The following is a 15,610-nucleotide window of genomic DNA, read 5'->3' on the forward strand; positions in this document are numbered from 1 at the left end:
CCGTACCGCCAGGTACGGGGCCCCTTCTCGTGGTGCCGTGACCGCGTCTACGCCCGGCTGCGCGCCGACGTCACCCGGTAGACGTCGTAGACGCCCTCGACGCCCCGCACCGCCTTCAGCACATGGCCCAGATGCTTCGGGTCGCCCATCTCGAAGGTGAAGCGCGAGGTGGCGACGCGGTCCCGGGAGGTCTGGACCGCCGCGGAGAGGATGTTGACGTGCTGGTCGGACAGCACGCGTGTGACGTCCGAGAGGAGCCGGGAGCGGTCGAGTGCCTCCACCTGGATGGCGACCAGGAAGACGGAGGACTGGGTGGGCGCCCAGTCCACCTCGAGGATGCGCTCGGGCTCACGGGACAGTGACTCCACGTTGACACAGTCGCTGCGGTGAACCGATACGCCGCTACCGCGCGTGACGAAACCGATGATCGGATCACCGGGAACGGGCGTACAGCAGCGGGCCAGTTTGACCCACACGTCATCGACGCCCCTGACGACCACACCCGGGTCGGCGCTGGACCGGCGCTTGCGGCTGCGGCCGCGGACCGGCGGCACGCTCTCGTCGATCTCCTCGGTGGCCGCCTCCTCGCCGCCGAAGGCCTGGACGAGCTTCTGCACGACGTTCTGCGCGGAGACGTGGCCCTCGCCGATCGCCGCGTACAGCGCGGAGATGTCCGGGTAGCGCATCTCGTGCGCCAGGGTCACCAGGGAGTCGCCGGTGAGGATGCGCTGGATCGGCAGGTTCTGCTTGCGCATCGCGCGGACGATGGCGTCCTTGCCCTGCTCGATCGCCTCGTCGCGGCGCTCCTTGGAGAACCACGCCCGGATCTTGTTGCGGGCGCGCGGCGACTTCACGAAGCCGAGCCAGTCGCGGGACGGGCCCGCGCCCGTGGCCTTGGAGGTGAAGACCTCCACCAGGTCGCCGTTGTCCAGGGTGGACTCCAGCGGTACGAGACGGCCGTTGACCCGCGCCCCTATGGTGCGGTGACCGACCTCGGTGTGCACCGCGTACGCGAAGTCCACCGGGGTGGCACCCGCCGGGAGCGCTATCACGTCGCCCTTGGGGGTGAAGACGAAGACCTCGTTGCGCGACAGGTCGAAGCGCAGGGACTCCAGGAACTCGCCCGGGTCCTCGGTCTCCTTCTGCCAGTCCAGCAGCTGGCGCAGCCACGCCATGTCGTTGAGGTGGTCGTCCTTGCCCTTGCCGGACGACTTCGGCGCGTCGGTGCGTACCTTGGAGGCGCCGGCGACGGCCTCCTGCTTGTACTTCCAGTGCGCGGCGATGCCGTACTCGGCGCGGCGGTGCATGTCGAACGTCCGGATCTGGAGCTCGACCGGCTTGCCGTTGGGACCGATCACCGTCGTGTGCAGCGACTGGTACATGTTGAACTTGGGCATCGCGATGTAGTCCTTGAACCGGCCGGGGACCGGGTTCCATCGCGCGTGCACGGTGCCGAGGGCCGCGTAGCAGTCGCGGACCGTGTCGACGAGGACGCGAATGCCCACCAGGTCGTAGATCTCCGCGAAGTCACGGCCGCGGACGATCATCTTCTGGTAGACGCTGTAGTAGTGCTTCGGGCGGCCGGTGACCGTCGCCTTGATCCGGGCGGAACGCAGGTCCTGCTGGACCTCGTCGGTCACTATGGCCAGGTACTCGTCACGCTTCGGTGCCCGCTCGGCCACCAGCCGTACGATCTCGTCGTACATCTTGGGGTAGAGGATCGCGAAGGCGAGGTCCTCCAGTTCCCACTTGATGGTGTTCATACCGAGGCGATGGGCGAGCGGCGCGTAGATCTCCAGGGTCTCGCGCGCCTTCTTCTCCTGCTTCTCGCGCTTGAGGTACCGCATGGTGCGCATGTTGTGCAGGCGGTCGGCGAGCTTGATGACCAGGACGCGCGGGTCCTTGGCCATGGCGACGACCATCTTGCGCACGGTCTCGGCCTGCGCGGCCTCGCCGAACTTGACCTTGTCCAGCTTGGTGACGCCGTCCACGAGCAGGGCGACCACGTCGCCGAAGTCGCGGCGCAGGTCCTCCAGGCCGTACTCGGTGTCCTCGACGGTGTCGTGCAGCAGGCCCGCCATGAGGGTGGCCGGATCCATGCCGAGCTCGGCGAGGATCGTGGTCACGGCGAGCGGGTGCGTGATGTACGGGTCGCCGCTCTTGCGCTTCTGGCCGCGGTGCCAGCGCTCGGCGACCTGGTAGGCCTTCTCGATCTGGCGCAGCGTCGACGTCTCGATCTTCGGGTCGTTGCTGCGGACTATCCGGAGCAGGGGCTCCAGGACCGGGTTGTACGGGTGGGCGCGCTGGACGCCGAGGCGGGCCAGACGGGCCCTGACGCGGTTGGAGGAGCCGGAGCGGGCCGTCTGGGGCGTCGCGGCGGGCCGGATCGGAGCTGCGGACGCGGGGCGCTCGGCAGCGGCCGACTTGGGGCGAGGCTGCTCGCTGCCCTTCGCGGGGGGCGCCGACGGGGCGTGCTCCACCGACCCGCGAGCGTCGTTCCTCGGGTGCTGCGCGGGCTGGGCCGCGTGCTCCGAGGCGCGCTCGGGCTTGGCGGCGGTCAGGTGCTGGGCCTCGTCTGGCAAGCGGGCTCCTCGTGCGCGATCCGGGTCCCCGGTCAGGCTCCGGAGAACCCATGGTAGCGATCCTCGGCTCCAGGATCTCCTTCAGGCCGATCCGAGGACCGCGTACATGCTCAACGCCGCAGGCGGGCAGCGGATTCCTCCCAGCCGGCCGGCTGGGCTCCCCCCGAGCTCGAGCTGCGCGGACGGGCCAGGGACGAGACGGGCGCCCCGGAACCTTCCGGGGCGCCCGTCAGCGGGTGGAACACACACTCAGATCGCGATCAACGCGTCCAGGGGAACCTCGCCCGGCAGCGATGCGAGCCGCTGCCGGCCGCCGAGGAACGTCAGCTCCATGAGGACCGCGAGACCCACGACCGTGGCGCCGGCCCTCTGGACGAGCTGGACCGACGCCTCGGCCGTGCCGCCCGTGGCGAGGACGTCGTCGATGATCAGGACCCGGTCGTCCTCGCTCAGGTCCTCGGCGTGCACCTCGATGACCGCCGAGCCGTACTCCAGGTCGTACGCCTGGCTCAGCGTCGCTCCGGGGAGCTTGCCCGCCTTGCGCACCGGGATGAAGCCGACGCCGGCGCGCACGGCGACCGGTGCGGCGAGGATGAAGCCGCGGGCCTCCAGACCGACCACCTTGGTGGCGCCGGTGCGCTCCACGACCTCGGTCAGCGCGTCCGTCAGCGCCGTGAACGCCGCCGGGTCCGCCAGCAGCGGGGTGATGTCCTTGAACACCACGCCCGGTTCCGGGTGGTCGGCCACATCACGGATGCGGCTGAGCAGCAGCTCCCTGATGTCGGTCATCGACGCTTCCCCGAGGAGGGCCGGCCGCGCCCACGCGTGCGGGAGACGGGCTGGTTGCGCGGGCCGACCACCGCGTGAGCGGCGTCGTCCGGCTCGTCGTCGAACGGCTCGCCCTCGGCGTCGGCGACCGACGTCTCGTCCTGCTCGCCGCCCTGCGCCCGCTTCGCGAGGACCCGCTTGCGCAGCGCCTTCATCTTCGGCTCGCGCTCCTTGAGGTCGGCGACGAGCGGTGTGGCGATGAAGATCGAGGAGTACGCACCGGCCGCGAGGCCGACGAACAGCGACAGCGAGATGTCGTTGAGCATGCCCGCGCCGAGCACACCGCCGCCGATGAACAACAGGCCCGCCACCGGCAGCAGCGCGACCACCGTGGTGTTGATCGAGCGGACCAGCGTGCTGTTGATCGACCGGTTGGCGACATCGCTGTAGGTCCAGCGGGTCTGCTTGGTGAGGTCCCTCGTCTGTTCCTTGAGGCTGTCGAAGACGACCACCGTGTCGTACAGCGAATAACCGAGGATCGTCAGCAGACCGATCACCGTGCCCGGTGTGACCTCGAAGCCCACGAGGGCGTAGATGCCGACCGTGATGGTGATGTCGTGGATCAGGGCGACGAACGCCGCGACCGCCATCCGCCACTCGAAGGCGATCGCGAGGTAGATCACCACCAGGACCAGGAAGATCCCCAGGCCCTGCCATGCCTTGTTGGCGATCTGCTCACCCCAGCTGGGGCCGACCAGTTCGGCGTTGATCTTGTCGGCGTCGACCTTCATGTCGTCGGCGAGCGCCTGGTTGATCCGGTCCGCCTGGCTGGTGTCGATGCCCGCGACCTGGATGCGCAGGCTGCCGTTGCCGAGCTTCTGGACGATGGCGTCGTGTCCCGACGCCGCCTCCGCGTACTCCTCGGCCTGGCTGACCGAGACGGACGTCTTCGGGGTGGTGAAGACGGCACCGCCCTGGAACTCGATGCCCATGTTCAGGCCCCGCACCGCCAGACCCACGATCGCCGTGATGGTGATCAGGATCGAGATGCCGTACCAGATCTTGCGGTTGCCGACGAAGTCGTAACTGACCTCGCCACGGTGCAGTCGGGCTCCGAGGTCGCCGAGCTTCGACATCTCAGGCCTCCTTCGTTTCGACGGGGCCTGCGGGGTGCGAGGGACGGCGGGTGCGGCGCACGGGCGGCCGCGCGCCGAGACGCTTGGGGTCGAGCCCGGACCACGGGTGACCCTCCGCGAAGAACTTCCGGCGCGCCATGAGCGTCAGCAGGGGCTTGGTGAAGAGGAAGACGACCACGACGTCGAGCACGGTGGTCAGGCCGAGCGTGAACGCGAAGCCCTGCACCTTGCCGACGGTGACGATGAAGAGCACCGCGGCGGCGAGGAACGACACGAAGTCGGAGACCAGGATCGTGCGCCGGGCACGCGGCCAGGCACGCTCGACGGCGGGGCGCAGCGAGCGGCCCTCGCGGATCTCGTCCCGGACCCGTTCGAAGTAGACGATGAACGAGTCCGCCGTGATGCCGATGGCGACGATGGCCCCGCACACGGCCGGCAGGTTCAGCGCGAAGCCGATCGCCGGGCCGAGCAGCGCCATGAGCGTGTACGTGAGGGCCGCGGAGACCAGCAGCGACAGGAGGGCGATGAACGACAGGCCGCGGTAGTAGACCAGCAGGTACAGCACGACCAGGGCGAGGCCGATGGCGCCCGCGATCAGGCCGGCCTCGAGCTGCTCACCACCCAGGGCGGCGGTCACGGTGGTCACGCTGGACTCCTTGAAGGAGAGCGGGAGCGCACCATAGGACAGCACGTTCGCGAGGTTCTGGGACTCCTCCTGCGTGAAGCTGCCGGAGATCTCGGCGTTGCCGCCGGTGATGGCCGTGCGGACGTACGGGTGGGAGACCACCTCGTCGTCGAGGACGATCGCGAACTCGTTCTGCGGGGACGGCTTCGCCGAGAGCTGACCGGTGATGTCGGCGAACTTCTTGGCCCCGGCGGAGCTGAAGTCCATCACCACCTTCCACCCTGCCGCGCTCTGGGTGTCGAAGACGGCCTGGGCCTTGTCGATCTCGGTGCCGTCGACGCCGACCGGGCCGAGCAGGAACTTGTTCCACATGCCCGCGTCCTGGCCACAGGCGACGGTGGCCTCGTCGGACTTGGCGGCCCTGCCGGCCTCGGCGCGCTGCTTCGGGTCCGCGCAGTTCAGCGCCGCGTACTGGGCCTGGAGAGCGCTGCTGACGTCACCCGAGCCGTTCTCCGCGGGAGCGGAGGGGGTGGGGGTGGCGGACGGCGACGCGTCGGCCTTGAGCCCGTTCGTGACGGCTCGGCCCTGCGTGGTGGCCGTGGCCGACGGGGTGCCGGAGGACGTCGCCGTGCCCGACGGGGCGGCGGGGGACTTCGCCTCGTCCTTGCCGTCGCCCGTGGCGGAGGCGCTGGGCGACGGGCTGCCGCTCGGGGCCTCGCCGGGAGGCTGCGCACCGGTGGACGCCTCGCGCTGCAGCAGCGGGCGGAAGTAGAGCTTGGCGGTGGTACCGACCTGTTCCCGGGCCTGCTTGGAATTCGTGCCCTTGGGAATGTTGACGATGATGTTCCGGTCGCCCTGGGTCTGAACCTCGGCCTCCGAGACACCAAGACCGTTGACGCGCCGCTCCATGATCTCGACGGCGGTGTCCATGTTGGTCTTGTTGATCGCGTTGGGCTCGCCTGGTTCGTTGACCGCCGTCAGCGTGATGCTCGTACCACCGGCCAGGTCGATGCCGAGACGCGGAGTGGTGTGTCCGGAGGCGAACATTCCCCCGGTGAGCGCCACGAGGGCGATCAGAATCAGGGCCAACGAGCGCCATGGCTTGCTCTGGGCGCTCGAACTCCGGCCCTTTTTAGGTGCTGCCACCTTCTCGTACTCCCTCTCGGGCCGCCTCACTCCGGGTCAGCGGGCGGGACGGCCATGACATGGTGTCGGGATCCCGTGCGGGTTGCGCCTGTCCCGGGCACCCGGGCCCGGCCCGCGCGCTCCGGGACTGACTACTTCGCGTCGGCCTCGCCGTCGGTCTTCTTCGGCTCGTCGTCCTGCTTCGCCTCGGCGGCGTCGGCGGGCGCGGCGTCCACGTCCTTCTTCCCGAGGTCGACGGACTTCTCGTCGGCGTGGGCGGCGTCGGCGGGCTCGTCGTCCTCGGTGAGGGAGGAGGCGTCGTCCGGGACGGTGTCCGCGTCGTCCTTCAGGTCGTGCTCGATGCCGTGGACGAGGCGGTTGTACTCGTCGTCGGAGAGCACCGCGCCGATGGAGTTCTTGGCGAAGAGGAGGTCGACGCCCGGGCCGGCGTCGAGGAGGACCGTGTCCTCGTTGACCTCCTTGACCGTTGCGTACATGCCCCCGATGGTGCGGACTCCGGAACCGGGCTGCACCTGGTTGCGCATGTCGACCGCGGCCTGCTGCTTCTTCTTGGCCGAGCGGGTCATCAGGATCATGGCCCCGATCAGCACGATGAACGGGAGGAGGGTCACGAGGCTATTCACGGGACGATTTCCTTCGCACGACCGCGCAGGTGGGCGGCCTGTTGGATGGGGGTATGTCAGCCGCCGGGGAAGGCGGCATCGGCGGAGTCTAAGCGAGTCCGCGCGCAGGGAACAACGCTCAGCATCGCACCGGGGTTCCTGCCGGGACGAATGCCCTCGCCGTCACGCCCCGAACAGGTCCTGTTGTCCGGTTCCCACCGTGCCCTGGCGGGGCGGGGTGAGGCCGAGATGCGCCCAGGCCGCGGGTGTGGCGACCCGGCCGCGCGGTGTCCGGGCGAGCAGACCCTCGCGTACGAGGAACGGTTCGGCGACCTCCTCCACGGTCTCACGCTCCTCCCCCACCGCGACAGCGAGCGTCGACAGGCCGACCGGTCCGCCGCCGAACAGCTTCAGCAGCGCTTCGAGCACCGAACGGTCGAGGCGGTCCAGGCCGCGCGGGTCGACCTCGTAGACCCGCAACGCCGCGCACGCGATGTCGCGCGTGATGATTCCGTCGGCCTTGACCTGCGCGTAGTCCCGCACCCGGCGCAGCAGCCGGTTGGCGATCCGGGGCGTGCCGCGGGAGCGGCCGGCGATCTCGGCGGCGCCGTCGGTGTCGATCTCGACGTCCAGCAGGTTCGCGGAGCGGTGGATGACCCGCTCCAGCTCCGCCGGCTCGTAGAACTCCATGTGCGCGGTGAAGCCGAAGCGGTCGCGCAGCGGGGGCGGCAGCAGGCCCGCGCGCGTGGTGGCGCCGACCAGCGTGAACGGGGGCAGCTCCAGAGGGATCGCGGTGGCGCCGGGGCCCTTGCCGACGATGACGTCGACGCGGAAGTCCTCCATCGCCATGTACAGCATCTCCTCGGCGGGCCGGGACATGCGGTGGATCTCGTCGAGGAAGAGGACCTCGCCCTCCTGGAGGGACGAGAGGATCGCCGCGAGGTCGCCGGCGTGCTGGATGGCGGGGCCCGACGTGATGCGGATCGGCGCGCCCATCTCGGCCGCGATGATCATGGAGAGCGTGGTCTTGCCCAGCCCCGGGGCGCCGGACAGCAGCACATGGTCGGCGGTGGCGCCCCGCGCGCGGGCGGCGCGCAGGACGAGGTCGAGCTGCTCCCGGACCTTTTCCTGGCCGATGAACTCGCCCAGGTCCTTGGGGCGCAGCGCGGCCTCGACGGCCTGGTCCTCACGGTCGGCGGCGGGGCCCACCAGCCGCTCGGTGTCGGCGGGGTCGGTCGGGTCGTCCCAGTTCATGTGCGGGGGCCTCGGGTGCGTTCGCGGTCGGATGGGTGGGTCGGAAAGGCGGGCGCGGCTCCTCGGGCGGTCTCATCGGCGCGGCGGGCGGCTCGCGTCCGCCGCCGTCGCGTGCCGTGCGCGGCGCCCCGGGTCATCGGGTTCTGTTGAGCGTCTGCAGGGCCGCCTTCAGCAGCTGGCCCACCTGGGGCGCGCCCTCGGCAGCCTCCGCCCGGGGCGCTACGGCGGCGACCGCCTCGTCGGCGTCCCTGGTCGCGTACCCCAGGCCGATCAGGGCGGCGTGCAGCTGGTCGCGCCAGCCGGTGCTGACGGGCGCGCCGACCGCGGGGGCGCCGATCGGCTCGCCCAGGCGGTCCTTCAGCTCCAGCAGCAACTTCTGGGCGCCCTTCTTGCCGATGCCGGGGACGGCGGTCAGGGCCTTCTCGTCGCCGGTCGCGACCGCGCGGCGCAGCGCGTCGGGCGTGTGCACGGCGAGCATGGCCTGGGCGAGCCGCGGGCCCACCCCGCTCGCGGTCTGGAGCAGCTCGAAGACCTGCCGCTCGTCGTCGTCGACGAAGCCGTAGAGGGTGAGCGAGTCCTCCCGCACGACGAGGGAGGTCGCCAGCTTGGCGGGCCGGCCCGTGCGGAGCGTGGACAGCGTGTTGGGCGTGCACTGGACGGCCATGCCGACCCCGCCGACCTCGACCACCGCGGCGTCGGGGGCGAGAGCGGCGACCGTGCCACTGACGAAGGCGATCATGCCGTGCGGCCTTTCGATGCGGTGGTTCCTGCGGTGTGCTGGGCGATGGCCTGCTGGAGGCGGTTCTGCGCGGGGGCGCGCCAGATGTGACAGATGGCGAGTGCCAGGGCGTCGGCGGCGTCGGCCGGCTTCGGCGGGGCCGCCAGCCGCAAAAGCCGGGTGACCATGGCCCCGACCTGTGCCTTGTCGGCGCGGCCGGAGCCGGTGACGGCGGCCTTGACCTCGCTGGGGGTGTGCAGGGCGACGGGGATGCCGCGGCGGGCCGCGCAGAGCATGGCGACGGCGCTGGCCTGGGCGGTTCCCATCACCGTGCGCACGTTGTGCTGACTGAACACCCGCTCCACCGCGACGAACTCCGGCCGGTGCGCGTCGAGCCACTCCTCGATGCCCCGCTCGACGGCGACCAGGCGGTGCCCGAGCTCGGCGTCCGCCGGGGTGCGCACGACACCGACGCCCAGCATGGTGAGCGGCCGGCCGGGAATCCCTTCCACGACACCGACACCGCACCGGGTCAGTCCCGGGTCCACACCCAGTACACGCACCTGCCCCTCCTTCGCTCCGCACCGGCCACCGCCGGCCGGTACCCCCAGTTCGTGCAGGCTATCGGGTGCCGCTGACAACGCGACGGGCCGACGGGGTGTGTGTCCCGTCGGCCCGTGGAGCGCTCTGGAGCCCGCGGCGGAGTCAGGCGTCGACCTTCTCCATGATCTCGTCGCTCACGTCGAAGTTGGCGAAGACGTTCTGGACGTCGTCGCTGTCCTCCAGCGCGTCGATCAGCTTGAAGATCTTCCTCGCGCCCTCCTCGTCCAGCTCGACCTGCATGGTCGGGACGAAGTTGGCCTCGGCGGAGTCGTAGTCGATCCCGGCGTCCTGGAGGGCGCTGCGGACCGCGACCAGGTCGGTGGCCTCGCTGAGCACCTCGAAGGACTCGCCGAGGTCGTTGACCTCCTCGGCGCCCGCGTCGAGCACGGCGCCCAGGACGTCGTCCTCACCGAGCTCGCCCTTGGGGACGATGACGACGCCCTTGCGGTTGAAGAGGTACGACACCGAGCCCGGGTCGGCCATGTTGCCGCCGTTGCGGGTCATGGCGACACGGACGTCGGAGGCGGCGCGGTTGCGGTTGTCGGTGAGGCACTCGATGAGCACCGCGACACCGTTCGGGCCGTAGCCCTCGTACATGATCGTCTCGTAGTCGGCGCCGCCGGCCTCGAGGCCACCGCCGCGCTTGACCGCGGAGTCGATGTTCTTGTTCGGGACCGACTGCTTCTTCGCCTTCTGGATGGCGTCGTAGAGCGTCGGGTTTCCCTCGATGTCGACGCCACCCATACGGGCCGCGACCTCGATGTTCTTGATCAGCTTCGCGAAGAGCTTGCCGCGTTTGGCGTCGACCACGGCCTTCTTGTGCTTCGTCGTAGCCCATTTAGAGTGGCCGGACATCTGCCTGTCTCCTTCGCGTAACCCATCTCTGCAACGAACGCCAGAGATCCTACAAGGACCGCGCCGCACGGGTCGCGCGCACCATGTCGACGAACAGACTGTGCACACGGTGGTCACCGGTCAGCTCCGGGTGGAACGACGTGGCGAGCGCGTTGCCCTGGCGGACCGCGACGATGTGGCCGCCGTGCTCGGCGAGCACCTCGACCCGGGCGCCGACGGACTCGACCCACGGGGCGCGGATGAAGACCCCTTCCACAGGATCTCCCGTGACGCCCGCGACGTCGACCGCTGCCTCGAAGGACTCGTTCTGCCGTCCGAAGGCGTTGCGGCGCACGATCATGTCGATGCCGCCGATCGTCTCCTGGCCCGAGCGCGGGTCGAGGATCTTGTCGGCCAGCAGGATCATGCCCGCGCAGGTGCCGTAGACGGGCAGGCCCGCGCGCACCCGGGCGCGCAGGGGCTCCATCACGCCGAACAGGTGGGCCAGCTTGGAGATGGTGGTGGACTCGCCGCCGGGGACGACGAGGCCGTCGACCTCGTCGAGTTCTTCGGGGCGCCTGACCGGCCTGGCCACGGCGTCGGCCGCGGCCAGGGCGATGAGGTGCTCCCGTACGTCGCCCTGGAGGGCCAGGACACCTATGACGGGGGTGTGGCTCATGGACGCAGTGCCTTACCAGCCGCGGTTGGCGTAGCGCTCGGTCTCGGGGAGGGTGTCGCAATTGATGCCGACCATGGCCTCGCCGAGGTTGCGGGACGCGTCGGCGATGATCTTCGGGTCGTCGAAGAAGGTGGTCGCCTTGACGATGGCGGCGGCACGCTTGGCCGGGTCGCCGGACTTGAAGATGCCGGAGCCGACAAAGACGCCCTCGGCGCCGAGCTGGCGCATCAGCGCGGCGTCTGCCGGGGTGGCGACCCCGCCCGCGGAGAACAGCACGACCGGCAGCTTGCCGAGCTCGGCGACCTCCTTGACCAGCTCGTACGGGGCGCGCAGGTCCTTGGCGGCGGCGTACAGCTCGTTGTTGTCGTAGCCGCGCAGCCGGGCGATCTCGTTCTTGATCTGGCGCAGATGGCGGACGGCCTCGACGACGTTGCCGGTGCCGGCCTCACCCTTGGAGCGGATCATGGCCGCGCCCTCGGCGATGCGGCGCAGGGCCTCACCGAGGTTGGTGGCGCCGCAGACGAAGGGGGTGGTGAAGGCCCACTTGTCGGAGTGGTTGACCTCGTCGGCCGGGGTGAGCACCTCGGACTCGTCGATGTAGTCGACGCCGAGCGACTGCAGGACCTGGGCCTCGACGAAGTGGCCGATGCGGGACTTGGCCATGACCGGGATCGAGACGGCGTCGATGATGCCTTCGATCATGTCCGGGTCGGACATCCGGGCCACTCCGCCGTCCTTGCGGATGTCGGCCGGGACGCGCTCCAGAGCCATGACGGCGACGGCGCCCGCGTCCTCGGCGATCTTCGCCTGCTCCGGCGTGACGACGTCCATGATCACGCCACCCTTGAGCTGCTCGGCCATGCCGCGCTTCACGCGCGCGGTGCCGGTGGCGGCGTTGTCCTGGGACGGGGCGGGGTTCGGGAGCGTGCTGGACACGGGTGACCTCACTGACGTGAAAGAGGGCTTTCTGCAAGCACCGAGGAAACGGGATATGCGCAGGCCACAGCAAGGGCCAATGCGCAGCCGGTGGATCGTTTTCCGCCATGCGTGGCCGGTGCCGCGTCAGCCGAGGTCCGCCGCGTGTCGGGCAGACCTCGACCGACGCGGCACCGGCTGGCTAGGCCGCGCGGTCCGCCAGGGCCGTCGGGGGCTCGTCGTCCATCTCGAACGCCATGGGGAACGGGGCGTGCCCCGCCAGCCGGAACCAGCGCACCTTGCGGTGCTGTCGCAGCCTGCGGGCGGCGCCCACGGCGTCGTTGTGGAAGCGGCGGGCCATCGGCACCCGGCGGACCGCCTCCGTCAGCTCACGGGCGGCAGCCTCGCCCCCGGGCGCCCGGCGGACCGTCTCGATCTGCCGGGGATCGGCGAACACGGCCCGCAGGGACTGGCTCAGCTCGCTCTCGGCGACCTCCCGCTGCTCCTCCTCGGACTGCCGGGCCGCGTGTGCCGCCTCGTACAGCACGATCGAGGCCGCCGGGTCCAGCACCCCGGACGTGGCCACCTCCTGGGCCACCGAGGCGCGGCGCAGCAGCTGTGCGTCCAGGGCGGCCCGCGTGGCGTCGATCCGGGCGTGCAGCCGGTCCAGGCGGCCCGCCGTCCAGCTCAGGTAGACACCGACGGCGACGAGGGCGACGAGGATCCAGATCAGGGTTGCGGTCACGGGCGGCAAGGCTACCGGGGGACCGGCCGGGCGTGATCGGTCAGTCGCGGGCCAGCCCGAACCGGCCCCACAGTCCGGCGGACCGCTCGTCGGCGGCGACCGCCGTGGTGCCGTCCGTGACCGTCTCGTAGACCGACAGGATGTCCGCGCCGACCGTGGACCAGTCGAACCTGCGGACGTGCGCGCTGCCCCGCTCCCGCAGTTCCTTGCGCCGCTCGGGGTCGTCCAGCAGCCGCAGCGCCGCCCGGGCCAGCGCGTCCGCGTCCTCGTTGGCGAACAGCTCGCCCGCCGCGCCCTGGTCGAGGACCTGGGTGAAGGCGTCCAGGTCGGAGGCGAGCACGGGGGCACCCGCCGACATCGCCTCGACCAGGATGATCCCGAAGCTCTCGCCGCCGGTGTTGGGGGCCACGTACACGTCGACACTGCGCAGGAAGCGGGCCTTGTCCTCGTCGCTGACCATGCCGAGGAACTCCACCCGGGAGCGCAGCTCGGCCGGGAGCGACTCCACCGCCTGGCGCTCGTCCCCGCGGCCCGCGACGAGCAGCCGCGTCTGCGGCCTCTCCTCGAGGATCTTGGGCAGCGCCCGCATCAGCACCGGCAGTCCCTTGCGGGGCTCGTCGATCCGGCCGACGAAGCCGAGGGTGTCGCCCTGCCACTCGGGACGGGGCTCGGCCTCGGCGAAGAAGTCGACGTCGACGCCGTTGGGGATCACCACGGCGTCCCCGCCGAGGTGCTCGACGAGCGTGCGGCGGGCGTACTCGCTGACCGCGATCCGGGCGCTGATCTTCTCCAGCGCCGCCTGCAGGATCGCGTACGCGGCGATCATCGCGCGCGAGCGGGGGTTGGAGGTGTGGAACGTGGCGACGATCGGGCCCTGCGCCGCCCAGCAGGCCAGCAGCCCCAGCGACGGGGACGCCGGTTCATGGATGTGGATCACGTCGAAGGAGCCGTCGTGCAGCCAGCGGCGCACCCGTGCGGCCGACAGGACGCCGAAGTTCAGCCGGGCCACCGAGCCGTTGTACGGCACCGGGACCGCGCGGCCCGCGGAGACGACGTACGGCGGGAGCGGGGTGTCGTCGTCCGCGGGGGCGAGGACGGACACCTCGTGCCCCTGGCGGATGAAGTACTCGGCCAGATCCCGGATGTGGAACTGGACGCCGCCCGGCACGTCCCACGAGTACGGGCAGACGATGCCGATCCTCACGGGGTCCCCTTCGTGGCCTCCGGGGCCGCCGGACCGCCCCTGGCGGGGTCGAGGTCCCCCAGCCACAGCCGCTGCAACATGTGCCAGTCCTCCGGATGCTCGGCGATCCCCGACGCGAAGGTGTCCGCCAGGGCCTGCGTCATGACAGACGTCTTCTCCGCCCGGGTGCCTGACTCGGGTACTTCGATCGGGGGAAACAGACGGCCTTTCATGACGGGTGAGTCGTCGTACCAGAGCGTCACCGGTATCAGCAGGGCTCCGGTCTGCTGGGCGAGCAGCGCCGGTCCGGCCGGCATCCTGGCGGTCTCGCCGAAGAAGCCGACCTCCACCCCGGAGGCGGACAGGTCCCGGTCGGCGACCAGGCAGACCAGACCGCCGTCACGCAGCCGCCTGGCCAAGGTGCCGAAGGCGGAGCCGCCGGCGTGCGGCAGGACCTCCATACCGAGGCCCGCGCGGTAGGCCACGAAGCGGTCGTACAGCGACTCCGGCTTCAGCCGCTCGGCGACGGTGGTGAAGGGAATGCCCATCGCGGTGGTGAGCCAGGCGCCGGCCAGGTCCCAGTTGGCCAGGTGCGGCAGCGCCGCTACGACGCCCTTGCCCGCGGCCAGGCCGTCGGTCAGATGGTGCAGGCCCTTGGCCTCGAAACCGGCCTTGACGCGCTCGGCGCTCCAGGCCGGGAGCCGGAAGGACTCCATCCAGTAGCGCAGGTACGAGCGCATTCCCGCGCGGGAGAGTTCCGCGAGCCGCTCCGGGGACGCCCCGGGCACCACGCGCGCGTAGTTGGCCTCCAGCCGCCGCACGCCCTTGCCGCGCTGCTTCCAGGCCAGGTCGGCCACGGTGTTCCCGAGCCTCGCGGCCACCGGCTCGGGCAGCTTCTTCACCGTGCTCCAGCCCAGGCCGTACAGGGTGTCCGTCAGGCTGTCCCGAGCACTCATTTCGCCGCCTCCCTCCCGTGGGAGGCATCGCCGGTGTTCCGCCGCTCCGCCTCCTCCGCCTCCGCGGACTCGCGGCGGACCGTGACGACCCGCTGGACCAGGGTGATCAGGCTCCCGCCGGCGACGAGCCACAGGGCGATCGGCAGCAGCACCTGGACCCCCGGGACGCCGAACGCGTGCAGGCCCGCGAGCCCGGCCGCCACGAGAGAGATCACCAGGCGCTCGGCGCGTTCGACCAGCCCGTTCACCGCGACCGGCAGGCCGATCGACTCCCCGCGCGCCTTGGTGTACGACACCACCTGGCCGCTGGCCAGGCAGAAGATCGAGACGGCGCACAGCACGAGGTCGTCGCCGCCACCGGCGTACCAGAGCGCGAAGCCACCGAAGATGGCGCCGTCGGCGACCCGGTCCAGGGTGGAGTCCAGGAACGCGCCCCAGCGGCTGGAGCGGCCCAGCTGGCGGGCCATGTTCCCGTCGACGAGGTCGGAGAAGACGAACAGCGTGATGACGACCGTGCCCCAGAAGAACTCGCCCCGGGGGTAGAAGGCCAGCGCGCCCGCCATCACGCCCGCCGTGCCGATCAGCGTGACCGTGTCGGGGCTCACGCCCCGGCGGATGAGAAACGCGGCGAACGGTGTGAGGACACGCGTGAAGAATGCACGCGCGTACTTGTTCAGCATGGCCTTCCCGGAGGGTCGCTTGCGCCGCGCGGCCCTGCTGACCGTCGGCGGGCCCATCGTAGCCACGCGCGCGGGCGGGCGACCGCTCGGCACCCTCGCCTCGTCGGGCCGCCGGGCTGACGGCCCGCAACCGCAGGCGGTCGGCGCCTTCGCGTCCTTTGTATGGACGCACCGTGACGGGAGT

15 protein-coding genes are annotated in these 15,610 nt (G+C 70.9%); all 15 read right to left on the bottom strand.

Features of this window, described 5'->3' with window-relative positions; genetic code table 11:
- Positions 1-47 precede the first annotated feature (47 nt).
- The 15 genes from ACWCPM_RS05125 to pgsA all read right to left on the bottom strand — a co-directional run bounded on the left by ACWCPM_RS05125 (position 48) and on the right by pgsA (position 15,483).
- Positions 48-2,582, bottom strand: coding sequence for a RelA/SpoT family protein (locus tag ACWCPM_RS05125; RefSeq protein ID WP_450974754.1), 2,535 nt, complete (start codon positions 2,580-2,582; stop codon positions 48-50).
- A gap of 249 nt (positions 2,583-2,831) precedes the next feature.
- Positions 2,832-3,371, bottom strand: a complete 540-nt coding sequence (locus ACWCPM_RS05130; protein ID WP_450974755.1) for an adenine phosphoribosyltransferase — start codon at positions 3,369-3,371, stop codon at positions 2,832-2,834.
- Positions 3,368-4,486 (bottom strand): protein translocase subunit SecF, encoded by a 1,119-nt coding sequence (gene secF / locus ACWCPM_RS05135; protein ID WP_450974756.1) that lies wholly within the window; start codon positions 4,484-4,486, stop codon positions 3,368-3,370. The genes ACWCPM_RS05130 and secF overlap by 4 nt, the downstream gene beginning before the upstream one ends.
- A gap of 1 nt (position 4,487) precedes the next feature.
- Entirely contained in the window at positions 4,488-6,257 is a 1,770-nt protein-coding gene (secD, locus tag ACWCPM_RS05140) for a protein translocase subunit SecD (protein WP_450974757.1), read from the bottom strand.
- A 131-nt stretch (positions 6,258-6,388) separates the two neighbouring features.
- Complete coding sequence (gene yajC, locus ACWCPM_RS05145; protein WP_450974758.1) at positions 6,389-6,880, bottom strand: preprotein translocase subunit YajC; 492 nt, start codon at positions 6,878-6,880, stop codon at positions 6,389-6,391.
- Between the two features lie 162 nt (positions 6,881-7,042).
- Positions 7,043-8,113 carry a Holliday junction branch migration DNA helicase RuvB gene (gene ruvB, locus ACWCPM_RS05150; RefSeq protein WP_450974759.1) on the bottom strand — a complete coding sequence of 357 codons (1,071 nt, stop codon included), beginning with the start codon at positions 8,111-8,113 and terminating at the stop codon, positions 7,043-7,045.
- A gap of 133 nt (positions 8,114-8,246) precedes the next feature.
- Positions 8,247-8,852: a Holliday junction branch migration protein RuvA gene (gene ruvA / locus ACWCPM_RS05155; protein WP_450974760.1), complete on the bottom strand. Its 606-nt coding sequence runs from the start codon at positions 8,850-8,852 to the stop codon at positions 8,247-8,249.
- On the bottom strand, positions 8,849-9,394 hold the full coding sequence (ruvC, locus tag ACWCPM_RS05160) for a crossover junction endodeoxyribonuclease RuvC (RefSeq protein WP_450974761.1): 546 nt from the start codon (positions 9,392-9,394) through the stop codon (positions 8,849-8,851). The genes ruvA and ruvC overlap by 4 nt, the downstream gene beginning before the upstream one ends.
- A gap of 142 nt (positions 9,395-9,536) precedes the next feature.
- Positions 9,537-10,289 carry a YebC/PmpR family DNA-binding transcriptional regulator gene (locus ACWCPM_RS05165; RefSeq protein ID WP_450974762.1) on the bottom strand — a complete coding sequence of 251 codons (753 nt, stop codon included), beginning with the start codon at positions 10,287-10,289 and terminating at the stop codon, positions 9,537-9,539.
- A gap of 49 nt (positions 10,290-10,338) precedes the next feature.
- Entirely contained in the window at positions 10,339-10,947 is a 609-nt protein-coding gene (gene pdxT / locus ACWCPM_RS05170) for a pyridoxal 5'-phosphate synthase glutaminase subunit PdxT (protein WP_450974763.1), read from the bottom strand.
- A 12-nt stretch (positions 10,948-10,959) separates the two neighbouring features.
- Positions 10,960-11,883 carry a pyridoxal 5'-phosphate synthase lyase subunit PdxS gene (gene pdxS, locus ACWCPM_RS05175; protein WP_450974764.1) on the bottom strand — a complete coding sequence of 308 codons (924 nt, stop codon included), beginning with the start codon at positions 11,881-11,883 and terminating at the stop codon, positions 10,960-10,962.
- Positions 11,884-12,064: 181 nt separating this feature from the next.
- A complete protein-coding gene (locus tag ACWCPM_RS05180; protein ID WP_450974765.1) occupies positions 12,065-12,607 on the bottom strand; it encodes a hypothetical protein in 543 nt (180 codons plus the stop codon).
- A gap of 40 nt (positions 12,608-12,647) precedes the next feature.
- Positions 12,648-13,811, bottom strand: coding sequence for a glycosyltransferase family 4 protein (locus ACWCPM_RS05185; RefSeq protein ID WP_450974766.1), 1,164 nt, complete (start codon positions 13,809-13,811; stop codon positions 12,648-12,650).
- Positions 13,808-14,746 (bottom strand): phosphatidylinositol mannoside acyltransferase, encoded by a 939-nt coding sequence (locus tag ACWCPM_RS05190; protein WP_450974767.1) that lies wholly within the window; start codon positions 14,744-14,746, stop codon positions 13,808-13,810. The genes ACWCPM_RS05185 and ACWCPM_RS05190 overlap by 4 nt, the downstream gene beginning before the upstream one ends.
- Entirely contained in the window at positions 14,743-15,483 is a 741-nt protein-coding gene (pgsA, locus tag ACWCPM_RS05195) for a phosphatidylinositol phosphate synthase (RefSeq protein WP_450974768.1), read from the bottom strand. Before pgsA ends, ACWCPM_RS05190 begins: the two co-directional genes overlap by 4 nt.
- Between the last annotated feature and the right edge of the window lie 127 nt (positions 15,484-15,610).

The sequence above is a fragment of the Streptomyces sp. NPDC002309 genome (assembly GCF_053593375.1).

What these genes read in the sequence shown, in the direction of transcription:
- ACWCPM_RS05130 (WP_450974755.1), bottom strand. Translation starts at nt 3,371, where the DNA reads ATGACCGACATCAGGGAGCTGCTGCTCAGCCGCATCCGTGATGTGGCC.
- secF (WP_450974756.1), bottom strand. Translation starts at nt 4,486, where the DNA reads ATGTCGAAGCTCGGCGACCTCGGAGCCCGACTGCACCGTGGCGAGGTC.
- ruvB (WP_450974759.1), bottom strand. Translation starts at nt 8,113, where the DNA reads ATGAACTGGGACGACCCGACCGACCCCGCCGACACCGAGCGGCTGGTG.
- ruvA (WP_450974760.1), bottom strand. Translation starts at nt 8,852, where the DNA reads ATGATCGCCTTCGTCAGTGGCACGGTCGCCGCTCTCGCCCCCGACGCC.
- ACWCPM_RS05165 (WP_450974762.1), bottom strand. Translation starts at nt 10,289, where the DNA reads ATGTCCGGCCACTCTAAATGGGCTACGACGAAGCACAAGAAGGCCGTG.
- pdxT (WP_450974763.1), bottom strand. Translation starts at nt 10,947, where the DNA reads ATGAGCCACACCCCCGTCATAGGTGTCCTGGCCCTCCAGGGCGACGTA.
- ACWCPM_RS05190 (WP_450974767.1), bottom strand. Translation starts at nt 14,746, where the DNA reads ATGAGTGCTCGGGACAGCCTGACGGACACCCTGTACGGCCTGGGCTGG.
- pgsA (WP_450974768.1), bottom strand. Translation starts at nt 15,483, where the DNA reads ATGGGCCCGCCGACGGTCAGCAGGGCCGCGCGGCGCAAGCGACCCTCC.